This is a genomic window from Paraburkholderia caffeinilytica, from assembly GCF_046030355.1.
Lineage (GTDB): Bacteria > Pseudomonadota > Gammaproteobacteria > Burkholderiales > Burkholderiaceae > Paraburkholderia > Paraburkholderia caffeinilytica_B.
This window is the reverse complement of record NZ_JAQQCQ010000006.1, coordinates 178,364-197,345: the sequence shown is the minus strand read 5'-3', so window position 1 is coordinate 197,345 and position 18,982 is coordinate 178,364. Positions and strand designations below refer to the sequence as shown.

General features: G+C 64.0%; 17 protein-coding genes and 1 riboswitch. Of the genes, 12 read left to right on the top strand and 5 right to left on the bottom strand.

The window, feature by feature from the left end; genetic code table 11:
* The first annotated feature begins 21 nt into the window (after nucleotides 1-21).
* The 3 genes from glpK (at nucleotide 22) to PQQ95_RS12140 (ending at nucleotide 3,209) form a co-directional block, all read left to right on the top strand.
* A complete protein-coding gene (gene glpK, locus PQQ95_RS12150) occupies nucleotides 22-1,521 on the top strand; it encodes a glycerol kinase GlpK (protein ID WP_408437629.1) in 1,500 nt (499 codons plus the stop codon).
* A 92-nt stretch (nucleotides 1,522-1,613) separates the two neighbouring features.
* A complete protein-coding gene (locus PQQ95_RS12145) occupies nucleotides 1,614-2,327 on the top strand; it encodes an MIP/aquaporin family protein (protein WP_408437628.1) in 714 nt (237 codons plus the stop codon).
* Nucleotides 2,328-2,522: 195 nt separating this feature from the next.
* On the top strand, nucleotides 2,523-3,209 hold the full coding sequence (locus tag PQQ95_RS12140; protein WP_408437627.1) for an HAD family hydrolase: 687 nt from the start codon (nucleotides 2,523-2,525) through the stop codon (nucleotides 3,207-3,209).
* Between the two features lie 203 nt (nucleotides 3,210-3,412).
* On the opposite strand, the gene ribB is transcribed toward PQQ95_RS12140, so the two are convergent.
* The 4 genes from ribB to PQQ95_RS12120 form a co-directional block, all read right to left on the bottom strand.
* Nucleotides 3,413-4,186: a 3,4-dihydroxy-2-butanone-4-phosphate synthase gene (gene ribB / locus PQQ95_RS12135; protein ID WP_408437626.1), complete on the bottom strand. Its 774-nt coding sequence runs from the start codon at nucleotides 4,184-4,186 to the stop codon at nucleotides 3,413-3,415.
* Between the two features lie 146 nt (nucleotides 4,187-4,332).
* Nucleotides 4,333-4,502: riboswitch (FMN riboswitch) on the bottom strand.
* A gap of 134 nt (nucleotides 4,503-4,636) precedes the next feature.
* Entirely contained in the window at nucleotides 4,637-5,326 is a 690-nt protein-coding gene (locus PQQ95_RS12130) for a helix-turn-helix domain-containing protein (RefSeq protein WP_408437625.1), read from the bottom strand.
* A 233-nt stretch (nucleotides 5,327-5,559) separates the two neighbouring features.
* Nucleotides 5,560-6,726 carry an MFS transporter gene (locus PQQ95_RS12125; RefSeq protein WP_408437624.1) on the bottom strand — a complete coding sequence of 389 codons (1,167 nt, stop codon included), beginning with the start codon at nucleotides 6,724-6,726 and terminating at the stop codon, nucleotides 5,560-5,562.
* Between the two features lie 31 nt (nucleotides 6,727-6,757).
* Nucleotides 6,758-7,159: a VOC family protein gene (locus PQQ95_RS12120; RefSeq protein WP_408437623.1), complete on the bottom strand. Its 402-nt coding sequence runs from the start codon at nucleotides 7,157-7,159 to the stop codon at nucleotides 6,758-6,760.
* Nucleotides 7,160-7,273: 114 nt separating this feature from the next.
* On the opposite strand from PQQ95_RS12120, the gene PQQ95_RS12115 reads away from it, so the two are divergent.
* From PQQ95_RS12115 to lnt, 7 genes are all read left to right on the top strand, one after another.
* Nucleotides 7,274-8,257 carry a LysR family transcriptional regulator gene (locus tag PQQ95_RS12115; RefSeq protein ID WP_408437622.1) on the top strand — a complete coding sequence of 328 codons (984 nt, stop codon included), beginning with the start codon at nucleotides 7,274-7,276 and terminating at the stop codon, nucleotides 8,255-8,257.
* Between the two features lie 161 nt (nucleotides 8,258-8,418).
* Nucleotides 8,419-9,792, top strand: a complete 1,374-nt coding sequence (miaB, locus tag PQQ95_RS12110; RefSeq protein ID WP_408437621.1) for a tRNA (N6-isopentenyl adenosine(37)-C2)-methylthiotransferase MiaB — start codon at nucleotides 8,419-8,421, stop codon at nucleotides 9,790-9,792.
* A 46-nt stretch (nucleotides 9,793-9,838) separates the two neighbouring features.
* Entirely contained in the window at nucleotides 9,839-10,912 is a 1,074-nt protein-coding gene (locus PQQ95_RS12105; RefSeq protein ID WP_408437620.1) for a PhoH family protein, read from the top strand.
* A 97-nt stretch (nucleotides 10,913-11,009) separates the two neighbouring features.
* Nucleotides 11,010-11,471, top strand: a complete 462-nt coding sequence (gene ybeY / locus PQQ95_RS12100) for an rRNA maturation RNase YbeY (RefSeq protein WP_106354199.1) — start codon at nucleotides 11,010-11,012, stop codon at nucleotides 11,469-11,471.
* A gap of 66 nt (nucleotides 11,472-11,537) precedes the next feature.
* Nucleotides 11,538-12,185: a gamma-glutamylcyclotransferase gene (locus tag PQQ95_RS12095; RefSeq protein ID WP_408437762.1), complete on the top strand. Its 648-nt coding sequence runs from the start codon at nucleotides 11,538-11,540 to the stop codon at nucleotides 12,183-12,185.
* A gap of 216 nt (nucleotides 12,186-12,401) precedes the next feature.
* Nucleotides 12,402-13,295 carry a CorC family transporter gene (locus PQQ95_RS12090; protein WP_408437619.1) on the top strand — a complete coding sequence of 298 codons (894 nt, stop codon included), beginning with the start codon at nucleotides 12,402-12,404 and terminating at the stop codon, nucleotides 13,293-13,295.
* Between the two features lie 49 nt (nucleotides 13,296-13,344).
* Nucleotides 13,345-15,063, top strand: a complete 1,719-nt coding sequence (gene lnt / locus PQQ95_RS12085; RefSeq protein ID WP_408437618.1) for an apolipoprotein N-acyltransferase — start codon at nucleotides 13,345-13,347, stop codon at nucleotides 15,061-15,063.
* Nucleotides 15,064-15,213: 150 nt separating this feature from the next.
* Here lnt and PQQ95_RS12080 read toward each other — a convergent pair whose 3' ends face one another.
* A complete protein-coding gene (locus PQQ95_RS12080; protein WP_408437617.1) occupies nucleotides 15,214-15,828 on the bottom strand; it encodes a glutathione S-transferase C-terminal domain-containing protein in 615 nt (204 codons plus the stop codon).
* A 243-nt stretch (nucleotides 15,829-16,071) separates the two neighbouring features.
* Between PQQ95_RS12080 and PQQ95_RS12075 the strand changes: the two genes are divergently transcribed.
* A complete protein-coding gene (locus PQQ95_RS12075) occupies nucleotides 16,072-17,478 on the top strand; it encodes an aminopeptidase P N-terminal domain-containing protein (RefSeq protein WP_408437616.1) in 1,407 nt (468 codons plus the stop codon).
* A gap of 79 nt (nucleotides 17,479-17,557) precedes the next feature.
* Nucleotides 17,558-18,829 (top strand): UbiH/UbiF/VisC/COQ6 family ubiquinone biosynthesis hydroxylase, encoded by a 1,272-nt coding sequence (locus PQQ95_RS12070; RefSeq protein ID WP_408437615.1) that lies wholly within the window; start codon nucleotides 17,558-17,560, stop codon nucleotides 18,827-18,829.
* Nucleotides 18,830-18,982: the final 153 nt, after the last annotated feature.

Below are 18,982 nucleotides of genomic sequence, written 5' to 3'. Positions count from 1 at the left end.
AAAACGCATGGAGAAGAGACAATGCAGGATCAGTACATCCTCGCGCTTGACCAAGGCACCACCAGCTCACGCGCGATGCTGTTCGACCGGCTCGGCAATATCGTGTCGACCGCTCAGAAAGAATTCCAGCAAATCTATCCGCGTCCAGGCTGGGTCGAGCACGACCCGCAGGAAATCTGGTCGACGCAGGCCGGCGTCGCCGCCGAAGCCGTCACGCGTGCCGGCATGAACGGCACCTCGATCGCTGCGATCGGCATTACCAATCAGCGTGAGACCACCATCGTGTGGGATCGCGAAACCGGCCACCCGATCTATAACGCGATTGTCTGGCAAGACCGCCGCACCGCCGACTTCTGCGATCAGCTCAAAGAGCAAGGTCTGGAAGAAAAAGTCCGCGCGAAAACTGGTCTGCCGATCGACTCGTATTTCTCGGCGACCAAGATTCGCTGGATTCTCGACAACGTCGAAGGCGCCCGCGAAAAAGCGAAGCAAGGCCGCCTCGCCTTCGGCACGGTGGATAGCTGGCTGGTGTGGAATTTCACCAAGGGCGGTCTGCACGTCACCGACGTAACCAATGCGTCGCGCACCATGCTGTTCAATATCCACACGCTGAAGTGGGACGACGAACTGCTCGAAGCGCTCGACATTCCGCGCAACATGCTGCCGGAAGTGCGTGCGTCGTCGGAAGAATACGGGCCGACCAAGACCACGGTATTCGCCTCCAAGATTCCGCTCGCAGGCATCGCCGGCGACCAGCACGCGGCCCTGTTCGGCCAGATGTGCACGGAGTCCGGCATGGTGAAGAACACCTACGGCACGGGCTGCTTCCTCGTCATGAACACCGGCGACAAGCCGATCGAATCGAAGAACAATCTCGTCACCACCATCGCGTGGCAGATCGGCGACCAGATCAACTATGCGCTCGAAGGCAGCATCTTTATCGGCGGCGCCGTGGTGCAATGGTTGCGCGACGGCCTCGGCATCATCAAGAACGCCGCTGAAATCGAAACGATGGCGCGCAGCGTGCCGCATAGTGACGGCGTGTATCTGGTGCCGGCGTTTGCAGGTCTCGGCGCGCCGCACTGGAACGCACGGGCCCGCGGCACGCTGTTCGGCGTGACGCGCGGCACGAGTTCGGCGCACATCGCCCGCGCCGCGCTCGATTCGATCGCCTATCAATCGCTCGACGTGCTGAAAGCGATGGAAGCCGACTCCGGGATTCGCATCGGCGAATTGCGCGTGGACGGCGGCGCTTGCGCGAATAATCTGCTGATGCAATTCCAGGCGGACATTCTCGGCGTCGACGCCGTACGGCCGAAGGTATCGGAGACGACCGCGTTGGGCGCGGCCTATCTGGCCGGCCTCGCGGTCGGCTACTGGAAGGATGTGAACGAACTGAAAAGCCAGTGGGCACTCGATCGTCGTTTCACACCGGCCTTGCCGCACGCCGAGGTCAAGGAATGCCTCGATGGCTGGAAGCGCGCGATCCGCGCCGCGAAGGCTTGGGCCGACACGCCCTGATTGCTGTCCACAGGTTCCACAAGACACCTTTCGACATAACGAAGCCGCCTATCCCGCGGCTTCCCTAATAACTATATTTCGGATAACCAATAATGTCTCCTTACATTGCGGAATTCATCGGCACCGCACTCCTGGTGCTGCTCGGCAACGGCGCGGTCGCCAACGTGCTGCTCGCACGCACCAAGGGCAAAGGCGCGGACCTGATCGTCATCGTGATGGGCTGGGCGATGGCCGTGTTCATCGCCGTGTACGTCACGGCATCGTATAGCGGCGCGCATCTGAATCCGGTGGTCACGATCAGCCTCGCGCTGGCCGGCAAATTCGCGTGGGCGAAAGTACCGGGCTACGTCGTGGCGCAGATGCTCGGCGGGATGGCGGGAGCCCTGCTCGTGTGGCTCGCGTATCGTCAGCACTTCAACAAGGAAGGCGATGCCGACGTGAAGCTCGGCGTGTTCTGCACGTCGCCCGCGATTCGCAGCGTGCCGCATAACCTGCTCACCGAAATGATCGCGACTTTCGTGCTGATTCTCGGCGTGCTATATCTGGCTTCGCCGCAAGTTGGCCTCGGTGCGCTCGACGCGCTGCCGGTCGGCCTGCTGGTGCTCGGCATCGGCATTTCGCTCGGCGGCCCGACCGGTTACGCGATGAGCCCGGCGCGCGACCTGTCGCCGCGCCTGATGCACGCGTTGCTGCCGATTCCGGGCAAGCGCGACAGCGACTGGCATTATTCGTGGATTCCGGTGTGCGGTCCGCTGCTGGGCGGCGCGGCGGCAACAGGGTTGTATTTGTATCTGCACGCGCACTGATACTGCGGCACACGTGGGGCGTATATCGGGCGCACGCAAGGCGCACTAAACACGCGCTCACGGCGTAAGTAAACGCCGACGGAAAGCGACGGCGCCGCGCACGCGGCGCCAAAGCACGTATCATGATGCTTTCAATCTCCGCGCATGAGCTTGCAACTGTCCTGCTCGCGTACCTCTCGCTTTCCGTCTTAAAGCATGATCGACCACCTCATCTGTGACTGCGACGGCGTGCTCGTCGACAGCGAAATCATCGCTGACCGCGTGATGCTCGAAACACTGTCCGCCACCTTCCCCGGCCTCGACTTCGAACCTGTCGTCAAGACGGCGTTCGGCCAGCAGACCTCACGCTTTCTCGAAGGTATCGAGAAGTCGTTCGAGATCACGCTGCCCGCCGATTTCTTCAATACGATTGAACACAATGTCGAGCTCGAACTCGCGGCATCGCTCAGTCCGATCAACGGCGTGCGCGACGCCTTGCAACGCGTCACGCTGCCGGCAGCGGTCGTGTCGAACAGCCGGATGGCGCGCGTGAATGCGTCGGTACGGCGCGCGGGTTTGCAACAGATTTTCGGCGAACGGATTTTCAGCGCCGAACAGGTGGCGCGACCGAAGCCCTATCCGGACGTGTATCTGTTCGCGGCGAAAACGCTGGGTGTGGAACCCTCGCGCTGCGTCGTCGTGGAAGATAGCGTGGCCGGTTTGAATGCGGCACGCGCGGCGGGCATGAAGACGATTGCTTTCGTCGGTGCGAGCCATATTCCCGACGGTTATGCAGATGCGCTGCGCAAGATGGGCATGACACGCATCATGAAGCATATGGATGAACTGCCCGCCCTGGTCGAAGCCGGTGTCCGCGGCGAATTTGGCGACGTGCAGTCTTAACGGATGCGGCAATAGAAAAAGCCGGCTGCGATAGCCAGCTTCACATTCCTGAGAAACCCCGCGCTTTTTCAAGCGCGGGGTTTTTTCTTTCAGCGGCGCACGAGTGCGTCGAGTCCGTGCTGGCCGGCGCAGCCGCACCGAACGGCCAAGCGTTCGCATTCAACCATCAACCGGATCACGGCACGCGACACACCCTTAGCGCATCAAACCTCGTCGGCCACGCATTCGCGCGCTGTCGCCAGTGCCTGGCGGAATTCCACCAGTTCGGCGATCGTCAGCATCGGCAGATTGTGTTGTTGAGCGAAACGCTCCACGTCCGCACCGCGCGTCATCGTGCCGTCCGCGTTCATCAGCTCGCACAGCACACCGGCCGGCTTCAGACCCGCAAGAATCGCGAGATCGACCGTGCCTTCGGTATGGCCGCGACGCGCGAGCACGCCGCCCGGCTGCGCACGCAGCGGGAACACGTGGCCCGGACGCACGATATCGGCAGGCTTCGCCGTATCGCTGATGGCCGCGCGGATTGTCGTCACGCGATCGAGGGCGGACACGCCAGTGGTCACGCCATCGCGTGCTTCGATCGAGACCGTGAACGCGGTGCCGTGACGGCTTTCGTTGTTGACGGCCATCGGCGGCAGTTCGAGTGCGCGGATTTTGTCGTCGGGCAGGCACAGGCAGACGATGCCGCTGCATTCGCGAATCAGCAAGGCCATGGTTTCGACGGAAAGACGCTCGGCGGAAACGATCAGATCGGCTTCGTTCTCGCGGTCGTGATCGTCTTGCAGGACGACAGCGCGGCCATCGCGCATGGCTTGCAAGGCGGCGGCGATACGCGGCGGAACGGGCTCGGTGGCGAGCAGCGGAAGGTCGAGAATTGCGCTGCCCCCCAAGGGGGCTTCCATAGGTACGTCCCACAAGGGGACTTCCCTCGGGGCGTCCGCAATCACCGACGGAGCAGGAAAAGTAGCAAAGGACATAGTTGAAACGCTCATCGCAAAAGTTGGGCGAAAAACGTTTCAGGGCATTGCAAACAGACAAAGACGCGCCGTTGAACGCCGCGCAAAGCGGCGCTCGCGCACCGCCCAAACCTCTGGCGGCGTCACGGGAACGAACATGACTATCTGCACATCTTCTTCCATCCGGACTCTAACCGTCGGCTCTGGCTTCTCACCAGATCTGCTGACCCCGCATCGAACACATTGACGACACGAGCGCTCGCGGGCTCACCGGCTCACGCTTTCGCGCTGCCGGCATACCGCCGGTGGGGAATTTCGCCCCGCCCTGAAGACGCACTGATTGCCGGATCAACCGGCTGGCAAAGGATACAACAGTCGCGCGCAACCTGCAGCGCAACCCCTACTGATTAGACGGACATCTCGGGCTTCACAACCCATTCCACAGCCCATCCGCCTGAAAAACCTTATCCGTCAGACCGGCGCGGCCTGGCGCGTCAAATCGTGTGGCGCGGGCACATCCCAGCGCGGCGGCGTTTCCGCCTTCAGCGTGACGCGGAACGCGCGCGCTTCGGTGTCGCCCGGATTGCGCAGGCTGTGCGGCTGGTCGGCGTCGAACACGATCGCGTCGCCCGTGGCCAGCAATTGACGCTGGTCGTGCACGCTGACTTCCAGCGTGCCTTCGCTCACGACCAGATTCACGGTCGTACCGGGCGCGCGGCGCGTGCCGGCTTCCGTATGCAACGGCGCGATGCGCAGCTCGTGAAACTCGGCGGCGGTCGGCTCCGCATCGGGATAAAGCGGCCGGGCCGAGTAGCGTCCATTGGAACTGACGAGCCGCGACGAACGCTCCGCCGGCAAATGCTCGAAGCCGTTAGTCGCATGGCGCCGCAAAAACGCCGCCACCGACACCTTCAGGGCGGCGGCCACCTTACACAGCACCTTGATCGACGGCACGCTGCGCGCCGACTCGATCTGCGCGAGCATTGCTCGCGAGACGCCCGAGGCGCGGGCCAGAGCGTCGAGTGAAAGTTGGCGCTCGGCGCGCAAACGGGCGAGATTCACGCCGACCAGATGTTCAAGAGCATCGAAGGGTTCAGCGGCACGCGGCGACGCATCGGTGTCAGCCGTGGGATCGCGAACCAGCGCAAGCGGGGAATGCATGATTGCCTCCAGGAGCGCCGCCGGACGGCGGGCAAGCGGTTAGTGGAAGCAAGATAGCACCGCGCCCCGCCGCGCCCAACGAAGTTATCTTCACACTGTTATCAGCATTGCGGAGGACGATTCTCGCAAAGCTTGTGAGAATTTTTCATATGGGCGCGTTCGGGGCAGATGCGTTTGAGCACGCTCACACGCACTCAACCACAACTTGGGACGTCGGGTGCGCCCACGCAGAGTCAGGCGCTTTGCGCCACGGTCCTGGCCGGCGCATCCATCCGCGCCGCGAACCACGTGAGCAGCAACGCCACCACGCTCACTGCCGCCGCGACCCACGGCAGCGTATCGAGCGAATGACCGTGATTGATCACCAGACCGCCGAGCCACGCGCCGCCCGCATTGCCCACGTTGAAGGCGCCGATGTTCAGCGTCGAAGCCAGATTCGGCGCGGCCGCGGCCTTCTCGACCACCCGCATCTGCAACGGCGGCACCGTGGCGAACGCCGCAATGCCCCACACGAAAATGGTAATCGCCGCGGCCACCTGCGAGTGACTGGTGCGCGCGAAGATCGCCATCACCACCGCGAGCGCCACCAGAATGCCCATCAGCGAAGGCATCAGCGCGCGGTCGGCGAGCTTGCCGCCCACGGTATTGCCAATCGTGAGACCGACGCCGAACAGCACCAGAATCAGCGTCACGCCACGCGGCGAGAAGCCGCTGACCTGCTCGAGAATCGGCGCGATATAGGTGAACACGACGAACACGCCGCCGAAGCCGAGTACCGTCATCGCGAGCGCGGTCCAGACTTGCGGGTCCTTCAGCACGCGTACTTCATGGCCCAGGCCGACCGGACCGGAATCGTGACGATTCGGCACCAGCAGCGACACGCCCGCCAGCGACAGCACGCCGAACGCGCTGACAATCCAGAACGCCGCACGCCAGCCGAACTCCTGGCCGACAAAGGTACCGAAGGGCACGCCAAGCACATTCGCCAGCGTCAAACCGGTGAACATCAGCGCAATCGCGCTTGCCCGCTTTTCAGCCGGCACGAGCGACGCCGCCACCACCGCGCCGATCCCAAAGAACGACCCATGGGCAAACGACGTCACCACGCGTGCGATCATCAGCACCGAATAGCTGGACGCAATCGCGCACAGCGTATTGCCGACAATGAACACCCCCATCAGCAACTGCAACGCGAGCTTGCGCGGCATCTTGCTGGTGACCACCGCGAGCAGCGGTGCGCCGACCGCCACGCCGAGCGCATAGCCGCTCACCAGCAAACCAGCCGACGGAATCGACACGGCCAGATCGCGCGCGACGTCGGGCAGCAAGCCCATGATCACGAACTCGGTCGTGCCGATCGCGAAAGCGCTGATCGCGAGCGCAAGTAATGGAATGGGCATTTTTCTACTCCAGGTCCTAAAGTTGAACGTGTTAACTGCGGTGAGCGTGGCGCAATGCCGTCACGAATTCGATGACCACACCCGGCGCGAGCGCGACGAACAGTTGCCGTTCGGCTTGCTGTGGGCCCATCTGCGGCACTTCGGCAAGCTGATAAGGCATGTCCGCCGCGTGCAGGCGCTGCAAAAGCGCCTGCCATTCGGCTGTGCTCTCCAGCCGGAAAGCGACATGGTCGATGCGCGGCGCCGCCCTGCCTGCCACGGCAGGCACCGTTGCATCGATCAGATGAATCAGCGGACGGCCGTTTGCATACAGCCAGTAGCCGTCGACCGAAAACGGCGGACGCGCGCCCTCCGCGAGCCCGGCGATGTCGACAAAAAAGCGTCGCGCGGTCTCGAGGTCGGCGGTGACGATCGTTGCGTGATCGAGTTGCATGGCGTAGGCGGCACGGAACACAGGGTTTACGAGTAGTGCATTGTGAGCGGAGCACATCGATTTGATAATTGGCGTAGCATTTGAAGCATTTTCAAATTATTTTGAAAGACCCCGATGGATAACCTCGGTGACATCCGCCTGTTCGTCGAAGCGGCGCAGCAGGGCAGCCTGTCGGCGGCGGGCCGCAAGATGGGCCTGACGCCGGCCGCCGCCAGCGCGCGGCTGGCCAAACTCGAAGCCGGCCTGAAAGCGCGCCTGTTCGAGCGCACCACCCGTCAGTTGAGACTCACGGACGAAGGCCGTCTCTACCTGAACTGCTGCCGCCAGGCGCTGCAATCGCTCGACGACGCCGAAGCCGCGCTGCAAGCCGGCCAGGGCGTGGTACGCGGCAAAGTGCGGATATCCGCGACCTCGGACTTCGGCCGCAACCTGCTGATGCACTGGCTCGATGAGTTCAACGCGCTTTACCCGGAAGTCACGTTCGCGCTGACGCTGTCGGACTCGCTGTCGAATCTGGTGCAGGAAGACATCGATCTCGCGATCCGCTTCGGCGTGCCGCAGGACAGCTCGCTGGTGGCCCGCAAACTGGCGCCGAACCGGCGCGTGCTGTGCGCCTCGCCGGAGTACATCGCTCGCAAGGGTGAGCCGAAGGACCCGAACGATCTGGCGAATTTCGACTGCATCGTGCTCGGCACCGCATCCGGCCCGGTCAACGAGTGGCGTTTCACGCGCGGTGACGAAGTGCAGCACTACACGGTGCCGTTCGAAACGTCCCGGGAAACCAACGACGGCGCCGTCGCCCGGGAATGGGCGCGGCGCGGCTACGGGATCGTCATCAAGTCGATGTGGGACGTGGAAGCGGACTTGCGGAGCGACTGCCTGAAAATCCTGCTGCCCGAATGGCGCTATCCGGACGCGCCGTTGCACGCGCTCTACCACCGCAACCGCTTCATGGCGCCGCGCGTGCGCGTGCTGCTCGATTTTCTGAGCGAGCGCTTCGCCCAGGTGTCGGACGAACTGGAAGCCCTGCTGGGCTTGCCGCCGGAGCAGCCGCGAGCCAAGGCCGCCGCGGAAACCGCATCCGGTGAAGGGCTATAATATTGAGCTACGCTGCAAACGTGCCTTGAAAGTGGACCAGAATGGGCTCAAGCAAGCCCAGGCGCCGCGCCGCGGCCCGTCCGCACACTACCCGCACGTTTGGCCCCTCTTCACCTTTTAAACGACGCCCCCAGGTTAACCACTGCGACCGGCGAAAATCGATGACCAAGAAAGTTTATGTAAAGACCTACGGCTGCCAGATGAACGAGTACGACTCCGACAAGATGGTCGACGTACTCGGCGCGGCTGAAGGCCTCGTCAAGACCGACACCCCGGAAGACGCGGACGTCATTCTCTTCAACACCTGCTCGGTGCGCGAAAAAGCGCAGGAGAAAGTCTTCTCCGAACTCGGCCGCGTGCGCGAGTTGAAAGAAGCGAACCCGAACCTGATCATCGGCGTGGGCGGTTGCGTGGCGAGCCAGGAAGGCGCGTCGATCGTGGCGCGCGCACCGTATGTCGATCTGGTGTTCGGTCCGCAAACGCTGCACCGTCTGCCGCAAATGATCGACAAGCGCCGCGAAAGCGGCCGCGCTCAGGTTGACATCTCGTTCCCAGAAATCGAAAAATTCGATCACCTGCCGCCGGCGCGCGTGGATGGCGCGAGCGCGTTCGTGTCGATCATGGAAGGCTGCAGCAAGTACTGCAGCTACTGCGTCGTGCCGTACACGCGCGGTGAGGAAGTGTCGCGTCCGCTCGACGACGTGCTGACCGAAATCGCCGGCCTCGCCGACCAGGGCGTGCGTGAAGTCACGCTGCTCGGCCAGAACGTGAATGCATACCGTGCCGGCATCACGCTGGGCTCGTCGGAAATCGCCGACTTCGCTCAGCTGATCGAATATGTCGCGGACATTCCTGGCATCGAACGGATTCGCTACACCACGTCGCATCCGAAGGAATTCACGCAGCGCCTGATCGATACCTACGCCAAGGTGCCGAAGCTCGTCAGCCACCTGCACCTGCCGGTGCAACACGGCTCCGACCGCATCCTGATGGCCATGAAGCGCGGCTACACCGTGCTCGAATACAAGTCGGTGATCCGCAAGCTGCGCGCGATCCGCCCCGACCTGTCGTTGTCGACCGACATGATCGTCGGCTTCCCCGGCGAGACGGAAGAAGACTTCGACAAGATGATGGCGCTGGTCCACGAGATGAAGTACGACACCAGCTTCTCGTTCGTCTACAGCCCGCGTCCCGGCACGCCGGCCGCGAATCTGCACGACGACACGCCGCATGAAGTGAAACTCAAGCGTCTGTACCATCTGCAGGCCACGATCGAAGAAAACGTGCAGCGCATTAGCGACTCGATGGTCGGCAAGGTCGAGCGGATTCTGGTCGAGCGCCCGGCGCGCAAGGACCCGAACGAACTCGCGGGCCGCACCGAGAACAACCGCGTGGTGAATTTCCCGGCGCCGATCGCGTCGCATGCACGGCTGATCGGCCAGATGGTGGACGTGAAAATCGTCCATGCGTACCCACATTCGTTACGTGGCGAGCTCGTGCTGGTGCACGACAACTCGCCCGCCACCACCCACTGAGCGACGCCAGCCAGCGTCACGAACCCGACAGGATCGATCCTCCGCCTTGAAGACCACTCAGCAGCATCTGGAATTCACCGCACCGCGCGACGACAACGCGCGGCTCGCCAACCTCTGCGGACCGCTCGACGAGAATCTGCGGCAGATCGAGCAGGCGCTCGACGTGACGCTGCAACGCCGTGGCCACCGCATCACGATTCGCGGGCGCGGCGCGAAACTCGCGCTTACCGCGCTCGAAAAGTTCTACGACAACTCGCAGAAGCCCTTGTCGGTCGACGACATCCAGCTCGCACTCGTTGAAGTGCGTCAGCCGGCACGCCATCGCGCGAACGGCAACGGTCATGGCGCGGAAGCGCTGGACCCGCGCTTTCCGGGCAATCCGGATCACCCGTTCGACCAGCCCGCCGACAGCGGCGACGACGACGTCGAAGAACTCGGCCCGAAGCTGTACACACGCCGCGCTGATCTGCGCGGCCGTACGCCGATGCAACGCGAGTATCTGAAGCAGATCATTTCGCACGACGTGACTTTCGGCGTCGGCCCGGCCGGGACGGGTAAGACGTATCTCGCGGTGGCTTGCGCGGTGGACGCGCTGGAGCGCGATCAGGTCAAACGCATCGTGCTGACGCGTCCGGCCGTCGAAGCGGGCGAACGCCTCGGCTTCCTGCCGGGCGATCTGGCGCAGAAGGTGGACCCGTATCTGCGTCCTTTGTATGACGCGCTGTACGACCTGCTCGGTTTCGACAAGACCGCCAAGATGTTCGAGCGGCAGATGATCGAAATCGCGCCGCTCGCCTACATGCGCGGCCGCACGCTGAATCACGCGTTCATCATTCTCGACGAGGCGCAGAACACCACGCCCGAACAGATGAAGATGTTCCTCACGCGCATCGGTTTCGGCTCGAAGGCCGTGGTCACCGGCGACACGACCCAGGTCGACTTGCCGCGTGGTCACAAGAGCGGGTTGATCGAAGCGCAGCAGGTGCTGTCGGACGTGCGCGGCATTGCGCTCACGCGCTTTACGAGCGCGGACGTGGTGCGGCATCCGCTGGTCGCGCGAATTGTGGAGGCGTACGATGCGCATTCGCAGAAATCCGCTAGTCCGGCAGATTCGCGCTAGATTGCGTCGCTAATTTGCGTCATTAATTTGCGTCGTTAATTTTGCGCCGAACTCCACCGGCCAGGCCGCAGCAACCCAGGCAACACACCGAACAAGCATGAGCCGCGCACCGAAACTGACGTTGAATCTGCAATTCCCCGCCGCCAAGGCCTGGCCGGAACACAAGGCGCTGCTACCGCGCGCCACCGTGGCCGGCTGGATCAAGGCGGCGCTCTTCGCGGACGGCGAACTGACGGTACGCTTCGTCGACGCCGAAGAAGGCCGCACGCTGAACCGCACCTATCGCGGCAAGGATTATTCGACCAACGTGCTGACGTTTGCGTACGCCGAATCGGAAGACGATCCGGTGACGGGTGACCTGATCCTGTGCTGTCCGGTGGTCGAAAAAGAAGCCGCCGAACAGGGTAAGCCGCTGCTCGCACACTACGCGCATCTGCTGGTGCACGGCACCTTGCACGCGCAAGGCTACGACCACGAGGTCGAGGAAGAAGCCGAGGAGATGGAGGCTATCGAAACCGAAATCCTCGGCAAGCTCGGTTTCCCGGATCCTTATCAATAGTCTTTCCCAACGTCGTTACCCTCTCCGTCAGACACCACCGTGAGCACGTCCTCTCCTGAAGCCGATATGCGGCGCACACCCTGTCCGGACTACCCGCCCGCGCTCGGCGAACCGCGGCTGCTGACGGAAGAGGAGTTGCGCGCGTCGCTCGAATGCACGTTGCGCGACTGGGACCGCAAGAGCGATCTGTGGCTGTTCGGTTATGGTTCGCTGATCTGGAATCCCGGTCTGCCTACCGTCGAAGCGGCCCGGTCCAAAGTGCACGGTTACCACCGCGGACTGTATTTGTGGTCGCGCGTGAATCGCGGCACGCCCGAACAGCCGGGCCTCGTGCTCGCGCTCGATCGCGGCGGCTCGTGCGCCGGCATCGCCTTCCGCCTTGCCGCCGAAGGTGCGATGCCGCATCTGGAAGCGCTGTGGCGCCGCGAAATGCCCATGGGTTCGTATCGCCCGATGTGGCTGCCCTGCATGCTCGCCGACGGCCGGCGCGTCGACGCGCTCGCGTTCGTGATGCGGCGCGACGTGCCGACCTACACCGGCAAGCTGCGCGACGAAGTCGTCAAAACCGTGCTCGGTTGCGCGTGCGGCCGCTACGGCACCACGCTCGATTACGTTAGCCGCACCGTGCATGCGCTGCGCGAAAGCGGCATGCCCGACCGTGCACTGGAAGCGCTACTCGAACGCTGCCGTGAGGGAAACCGCGCGGCAGGCTAACGGGCCCGGACACACCACCCCAATCCGTACTTTTTTGCTCGAAAACGCTTTTCCTCGCGTAATCAGTTAGGATTGACCCATGCTCGCCGCACGCGGCCGGGCAGATTCATCACGGCGTCACTCATCGCCCAGCCCGGCAGGACACGGTCCTGCCATGTGCCTGGTGTATCCTTAATGCTCTGCAACAGCGCGCCCAGTCTCGCCGGGCGCACTACCATGAACGACACGTATCCCAGTCGACGTCAAACCGACAAACCGCAAGAGAAACGCTCACTACTCGAGCGTCTGACCGACTTCATCTCGCCCGAGCCCGACTCGCGCGCAGAACTCCTGGAAATCCTGCAGGACGCGCACGAGCGCAATCTGATCGACGCCGACTCGCTATCGATGATCGAAGGCGTGTTCCAGGTGTCCGAACTCAGCGCGCGCGACATCATGGTGCCGCGCGCGCAAATGGACGCGATCAACATCGCGGAGAACCCCGCCGAATTCATCCCCTACGTGCTGGAAAAAGCGCACTCGCGCTATCCGGTGTTCGAAGGCAATCGCGACAACATCATCGGTGTGCTGCTCGCGAAAGACCTGCTGCGCTATTACGCTGAAGAAGAATTCGACGTGCGCGGCATGCTGCGCCCCGCGGTTTTCATCCCGGAGTCGAAGCGCCTGAACGTGCTGCTGCACGACTTCCGCGTGAATCGCAATCACCTCGCGGTGGTGGTCGACGAATACGGCGGCGTGGCCGGCCTGATCACGATCGAAGACGTGCTGGAACAGATCGTCGGCGATATCGAAGACGAATACGATTTCGACGAGGAAAGCGGCAACATCATCGCCTCGCCGGACGGCCGCTTCCGCGTGCGCGCGCTCACGGAGATCGAGCAGTTCAACGAGGCTTTCGGCACGCATTTCCCGGACGACGAAGTCGATACGATCGGCGGCCTCGTTACGCATCATTTCGGACGGGTGCCGCATCGCGGCGAGAAAGTCCGCCTCGACGATCTGATCTTCGAAATTCTGCGCGGCGACGCCCGGCAGATTCACATGCTGCTGGTGCGCCGCGACCCGCTCGCCGGCCAGCGCGAACGCGAAGCACAGCACGTGCAGACCTGATCCGCTTCTTTTCTTCGCTTCCTCAACTCCTCACGCCGACCGCGCAACAATGGCCGACCCGATTACATCCCGTTCGCGCCGCGGCGTGAGTGCCCCTGCCGCGCGAGAAACGCGCGGCAGGGCACTGCCTCGCTGGCATTACCTCGTCGCGTTGGCCGCCGGCGCGGCCAATACGCTGTCGTTCGCGCCGACGCCGCATGGCGGCTGGCTCGAACTCGTGATCTTCGTGTTCTTTTTCGCATGGCTCACGCGAACGACCGGCTGGAAAAGCGCCGCGCTGACGGGTGGCGCATTCGGCTTCGGCAACTTCGTCACCGGTGTGTGGTGGCTGTACGTCAGCATGCACGACTACGGGGGCATGGCCGCACCGCTTGCAGGCGCGGCGGTCGTGCTGTTCTCCTTATATCTGGCGGTGTATCCGGCGCTGGCTGCCGGCATCTGGTCGTTCTGCGCCGGGCACGCGCGCAACGGCGCGTCGGACACCGACAAACCGTTCTCACCGACATGGCACGGCGCGCTCGCGTTTGCGAGCGCGTGGGCGATCGGTGAATGGTTGCGCGGCACGGTGTTCACGGGTTTTCCGTGGCTCGCGAGCGGTTATCCGCAGGTGGACGGCCCGTTCGCCGGCTTTGCACCGGTGGCGGGAGTGTACGGGGTGGGCTGGATGCTCGCGTTGGTGGCAGCGTTGATCGTGCAGGCGCTGGTGGCGCTGCGGCCTTCGCGCGGGCAGTTCGATGCCGCCGACGGCGGCCATGCTGGAAATACCGGCAATGGCGCTAAACGCGGTATCGCACGCGTTGCCGTGCCGGGTGGAATCGCGGTTGCGCTGATCGCAGTCGGCCTGCTGCTGCCGCTCGTGCAATGGACGCTGCCTGCCAACGCGCCACTGACGGTGCGTCTCCTGCAAGGCAACGTCAAACAGGAAATGAAGTTCGAAGAATCCGGCATGCGCGCCGCGATCGACCAGTATCAGCAGATGATCACGTCGAAGCCGGCCGACCTGATCGTCACGCCGGAAACCGCCATTCCGGTGCTCGCGCAGCAATTGCCGCCGCAGTTCGCGGCGGCGGTGCGCAACTTCTCGGATACGACCGGCACCGCGATCGTGTTCGGCGCGATCGGCGGCACCGTCACGCCGGAAGGCCAGGTGGTCGACTACACGAACAGCCTGTTCGGCGTCACGCCGGGCACGCGCGACGTGTATCGCTACGATAAGCACCATCTCGTGCCGTTCGGCGAATTCGTGCCGTGGGGCTTCCGCTGGTTCGTGAATCTGATGAGCATTCCGCTCGGCGATTTCGCGCGCGGCGCGCCGGTGCAGAAGCCGTTCATCGTGCATAACCAGCCGGTCTCGGTCGACATCTGCTACGAGGATATTTTTGGCGAGGAGATCGCGCGGAACATCCGCGAGAGCGATACGCCGGCGGGCGTGCTGGTCAACTCAACGAATCTCGCCTGGTTCGGCGACACGATCGCCCTGGATCAGCACCTGCAGATCGCGCGCATGCGTTCATTGGAAACCGGGCGGCCGATGCTGCGCGCCACCAACACCGGCACGACGGCGGCGATCGACGCCAACGGCAAGGTGATCGGGCGCCTGGCGCCGTACACGATCGGCTCGCTCGATGTGTCGGTGCAAGGGACGTCGGGCAGCACGCCCTATGTGACGAGCGGCAACAACACGGTGCTGGCGGTTTCGTTGCTGCTGCTGGCATTCGGGTTCGCGTTCGGGCCGGGGATTACGCGGCGGCGCAACGGCAAGCAGTAAGCCGCCGTCAGACTGCCGACGCGGCGGTCTGACCGGCTATCTACACGCCGGTTGAATCGCCGCGGCGCTCTCCAACCCCACGTAAAAACGCGCGCCCCGGCATACCCCGAGCGCGCGTTTTGCAAAAAGTACCGCTTTACCGATCCGTGCTCAATCCGCCGGCACCGTATCAATGAACGACTGGCGCAGCGACAGTTTCTGGAAGTGTTTATCCAGATTCGGATACGATTCGCGCCAGTTCAACTCAGGCGTACGGAAATCGAGGTAGCCCAGCGCGCAGCCCACCGCGATGTCCGCGAGCGTGTAGTGATTGCCCGTGCACCACGGCTTGCTGCCCAAACCCTGCGACATCGCGATCAGACCTTCCTCGATCTTGCGTTGCTGCCGCGCGACCCACGCGTCCACACGCTGCTCGGGCGTACGTTGGGTGCTTTCGAGGCGAATCAGCACTGCGGCGTCCAGAATGCCGTCGGCAAGCGCTTCCCAGCACCGTACTTCGACGCGCTCACGGCCCGACGGCGGAATCAGCTTGCCGACCGGCGACAGCGTATCCACGTATTCGCAGATCACCCGCGAGTCGAACACCGCTTCGCCGTCTTCCATCACGAGGCAGGGCACCTTGCCGAGTGGATTGAAGGTGTGAATCGTGGTGTCAGGCGCCCAGACGTTCTCGGGCACGAGTTCGTAGTCGATCTTCTTGTCGGCCAGCACGATCCGCGCTTTGCGCACGAACGGGCTGGCGAGCGAACCGATGAGTTTCATCATGACCATCTGCCTTTTCTTGAATTCGGCGAAAGTATAAGTGGTTATATGCGCCCGGCGGCATTCCCGGGCTTGGCGAAGCCGCTTCGCAAGCCGCATGGATGCTCGCTGTGGATAGATTGCAACATTGCCGCGCCGCCCGCGCGCCGTCTACCCGGCCAAATGGCTAACGCGCTCAGAACGGCCGCCTCTCCCCGTCAGTATCCGTGCAAAATAAGTCTCCGCATTGGGCGCTACAATCGCACGATGAACCAGCCGACCGAACCCACCATCGCCATCGACGTCTACCGCACGCGCCGCGAGCGCGTACTCGCCGCGCTGCGCGCAGCGGGCGGGGGCGTCGCCATCGTCCCCACCGCGCCGGAAAAGCTGCGCAACCGGGACGCCGACTACCCTTACCGGCACGATAGCTACTTCTACTATCTCACGGGCTTCACGGAACCCGAGGCGTGGCTGGTGCTCGACGCAAGCGCCGCGGCGGGCGAACCGGCCTCGGTGCTGTTCTGCCGCGAGAAGAATGTCGAGCGCGAAACGTGGGAAGGTTTCCGTTTCGGACCCGAAGGCGCACGCGAGGCGTTCGGCTTCGACGCCGCCTTCGCCGGGAGCGAAATCGATACGCAACTGCCGCGCATTCTCGCCGACAAGCCAGCGCTGTATTACGCGCTCGGCACCTCGGCGGAACTGGACGAACAGGTGCGCGGCTGGCTCGACGCCGTGCGCGCGCTGGGCCGCAGCGGCGTCGCCGCGCCCACGGCCGCGCATGATCTGATGCCGTTGCTCGACGACATGCGGCTCATCAAGGACCATCACGAACTCGCCATCATGCGCCGCGCCGGGCAGATTTCCGCGCAGGCGCATCGCCGCGCGATGGCCGCCTGCCACCCCGGCGTGCGCGAGTACGAACTCGAAGCCGAGCTGCTCTACACCTTCCGCAAGTTCGGCGCGCAGGCGCCGGCCTACACGTCGATCGTTGCCGCGGGCGCCAATGCGTGCGTGCTGCACTACCCGGCCGGCAATGCGATCGCCCAGGACGGCGACCTGATCCTGATCGACGCCGCCTGCGAACTCGACGGCTACGCCTCCGACATCACCCGCACCTTCCCGGCGAGCGGCCGCTTCACGCCGGCGCAGCGCGAGCTGTACGACATCGTGCTGGCCGCGCAGCAGGCCGCCGTCGACGCCACGCGCGTCGGCGCCACCTTCGACGATCCGCACCAGGCCGCCGTGCGCGTGCTGTCGCAAGGGCTGCTCGACACCGGCATCATCGACCGCACGAAGTTCGCCTCGGTCGACGCAGTGATCGCGGAGCGCGCCTATGCGCCGTTCTATATGCACCGTACCGGCCACTGGCTCGGCATGGACGTGCACGATGTCGGCGACTACCGCGAACGCGGCGCGCCGCGCGACGAAGCGGGCACGCTGCCGTGGCGCACGCTGCAAGCGGGAATGACGCTGACCATCGAGCCCGGTCTGTATATCCGTCCGACTGAAGGCGTGCCTGAGCGCTACTGGAACATCGGCATCCGCATCGAAGACGACGCGATTGTCACGCCGGCCGGTTGCGAGCTGATCACACGCGAGGTCCCCGTGGCGGCCGACGAGATCGAGGCATTGATGCAGGAAGCCCGCGCGGCCCAGCAAGCTGGAAAGTGACTGGGACGGCCGCGCCAGAAGCAACGCAAGCAGTCAACCAGGCAGCAACCCAGGCAGTAACCCGAGGAAGCAACCCGCAATGAACGACGTTTCCCAGTCGACGGTGATTCTGAAACCCGCCGCGTCCGACCATGCTTTCGATTTCGACGTGACGATCGTCGGCGCCGGGCCGGTCGGGCTGGCGCTCGCCGGCTGGCTGGCGCGACGCAGCGCGACGCAGGCGCTGAAGATCGCGCTGATCGACGCGCGCGAACCGGAAGATTCGATTGCCGATCCGCGCGCGATCGCCGTGTCGCAGGGCAGCCGGATGATCCTCGAACCGCTGCGCTGGCCTGCCGACGCCACCGCGATCCAGCGCATCCATGTGTCGCAGCGCGGCCATTTCGGCCGCACGCTGATCGACCACAGCGAGCACGGCTTGCCGGCGCTCGGCTACGTGCTGCGTTATGGCTCGATCGTGCATGGTCTCGCTGAAGCGGTTCATGCGACCTCCGTGCACTGGTTCCGCTCCACCTCCGCGGCGGCGCCGACTCAGGAACTCGACGGCGTCACGCTCCCCATCGAAACCGCCGGTGTCACACGCAATCTGCGCACGCGAATTCTGGTGAATGCCGAAGGCGGCCTGTTCGGCGATCAGAAAACCGGCAAGCTCGGCGATGACAAGGATAAGGGCGCGAGCGGCAAAGCCGGCAGCCGGACTGGCGAGGTCGACACGCGCGATTACGGGCAAACCGCGCTGGTCGGCACGGTCACGGTGTCTTCGCCGCAGCCACATGTGGCCTGGGAGCGCTTCACGTCGCAAGGACCCATTGCGCTGCTGCCAATGGGCGGCGTGCGGGGTGCAAATTACGCGCTGGTCTGGTGCTGCTCACCCGAAGAAGCCGCGCGGCGCGCCCAGCTCCCGGATGACGAATTCCTGCGCGAACTCGGCGCCGCATTCGGCAGCCGCATGGGCAGCTTTACGCAAATCAAGGGGCGCGCGTCTTTCCCGCTGGGACTCAACGCGGTCGACACGCTCGTGAACGGTCATATCGTCGCCATCGGCAATGCGGCGCAGACGCTGCATCCGGTGGCGGGCCAGGGCCTGAATCTGGGCTTGCGCGACGCGCATGCACTCGCCGACGCGTTGTCGGCGGAAGGCCCCACCCCGTTGGCTCTCGCGACGTTCGCGCAACGCCGCGCGCTCGACCGGCGCCTGACGATCGGCGCGACCGACACGCTCGCACGCCTGTTCACCGTCGATTTCCCGCCGCTCGCCGCCTTGCGCGGCCTCGCCCTCACCGCGCTCGAATTCGTGCCACCGGTGAAGACCGCGCTGGCGCGGCAGATGATGTTCGGTCAGCGCCGCTGAGCGCGCCGCCCACTCGCGCCCGCCGCCGTTGCGCGCTTCGCTGCAATCTTTTTAGGCGGCGCACACGGCGCCGCGCGCGGGGTGCCGATTCTATGATTCAGACCACTTTCATAGAAGATTTAACAAGTTACGAAGGATTCAAGTCGGGTGTCA

Coding starts and splice junctions, on each gene's coding strand:
- glpK (WP_408437629.1), top strand. CDS start 22: ATGCAGGATCAGTACATCCTCGCGCTTGACCAAGGCACCACCAGCTCA.
- PQQ95_RS12145 (WP_408437628.1), top strand. CDS start 1,614: ATGTCTCCTTACATTGCGGAATTCATCGGCACCGCACTCCTGGTGCTG.
- PQQ95_RS12140 (WP_408437627.1), top strand. CDS start 2,523: ATGATCGACCACCTCATCTGTGACTGCGACGGCGTGCTCGTCGACAGC.
- ribB (WP_408437626.1), bottom strand. CDS start 4,186: ATGTCCTTTGCTACTTTTCCTGCTCCGTCGGTGATTGCGGACGCCCCG.
- PQQ95_RS12130 (WP_408437625.1), bottom strand. CDS start 5,326: ATGCATTCCCCGCTTGCGCTGGTTCGCGATCCCACGGCTGACACCGAT.
- PQQ95_RS12125 (WP_408437624.1), bottom strand. CDS start 6,726: ATGCCCATTCCATTACTTGCGCTCGCGATCAGCGCTTTCGCGATCGGC.
- PQQ95_RS12120 (WP_408437623.1), bottom strand. CDS start 7,159: ATGCAACTCGATCACGCAACGATCGTCACCGCCGACCTCGAGACCGCG.
- PQQ95_RS12115 (WP_408437622.1), top strand. CDS start 7,274: ATGGATAACCTCGGTGACATCCGCCTGTTCGTCGAAGCGGCGCAGCAG.
- miaB (WP_408437621.1), top strand. CDS start 8,419: ATGACCAAGAAAGTTTATGTAAAGACCTACGGCTGCCAGATGAACGAG.
- ybeY (WP_106354199.1), top strand. CDS start 11,010: ATGAGCCGCGCACCGAAACTGACGTTGAATCTGCAATTCCCCGCCGCC.
- PQQ95_RS12095 (WP_408437762.1), top strand. CDS start 11,538: ATGCGGCGCACACCCTGTCCGGACTACCCGCCCGCGCTCGGCGAACCG.
- PQQ95_RS12090 (WP_408437619.1), top strand. CDS start 12,402: ATGAACGACACGTATCCCAGTCGACGTCAAACCGACAAACCGCAAGAG.
- lnt (WP_408437618.1), top strand. CDS start 13,345: ATGGCCGACCCGATTACATCCCGTTCGCGCCGCGGCGTGAGTGCCCCT.
- PQQ95_RS12080 (WP_408437617.1), bottom strand. CDS start 15,828: ATGATGAAACTCATCGGTTCGCTCGCCAGCCCGTTCGTGCGCAAAGCG.
- PQQ95_RS12075 (WP_408437616.1), top strand. CDS start 16,072: ATGAACCAGCCGACCGAACCCACCATCGCCATCGACGTCTACCGCACG.
- PQQ95_RS12070 (WP_408437615.1), top strand. CDS start 17,558: ATGAACGACGTTTCCCAGTCGACGGTGATTCTGAAACCCGCCGCGTCC.